Here is a 239-nt window from a genome sequence, read left to right as displayed (position 1 = left end):
ATCGTGATCCAACTCTATCGCTTCAGCGGGGGTTAACGGCTCATCGTGCAGGACGTACAGCGAACCTCGCAGACGCCCGCTGAGCTGGTCGCGGCCACGACTTACCAGGCTAAGCCAGCGGGTTAGTCTGAGCATCGTTAAGACGCGAGCGATGGTTTCACGGGAGGCTGACGCGCCGTAGGGAACGCTTGACAGGTAGGGCTGCAGATCCTCATAGCGTGGTGTGACCACACCCTGGC

At 60.7% G+C, this 239-nt stretch carries 1 protein-coding gene; it reads right to left on the bottom strand.

All coding sequences use genetic code 11. The features are described from left to right. Positions 1–231 (bottom strand): STY4528 family pathogenicity island replication protein (locus tag KMS84_RS44860; protein ID WP_498066994.1); only part of this gene is annotated, 231 nt, incomplete at its 3' end. Positions 232–239: the final 8 nt, after the last annotated feature.

This window comes from Streptomyces hilarionis, from assembly GCF_024539675.1.
Taxonomy (GTDB): Bacteria; Actinomycetota; Actinomycetes; order Streptomycetales; family Streptomycetaceae; genus Streptomyces; species Streptomyces hilarionis.
Note: the sequence above shows the minus strand (reverse complement) of the source record. Positions and strands in the feature narration are given on the sequence as shown.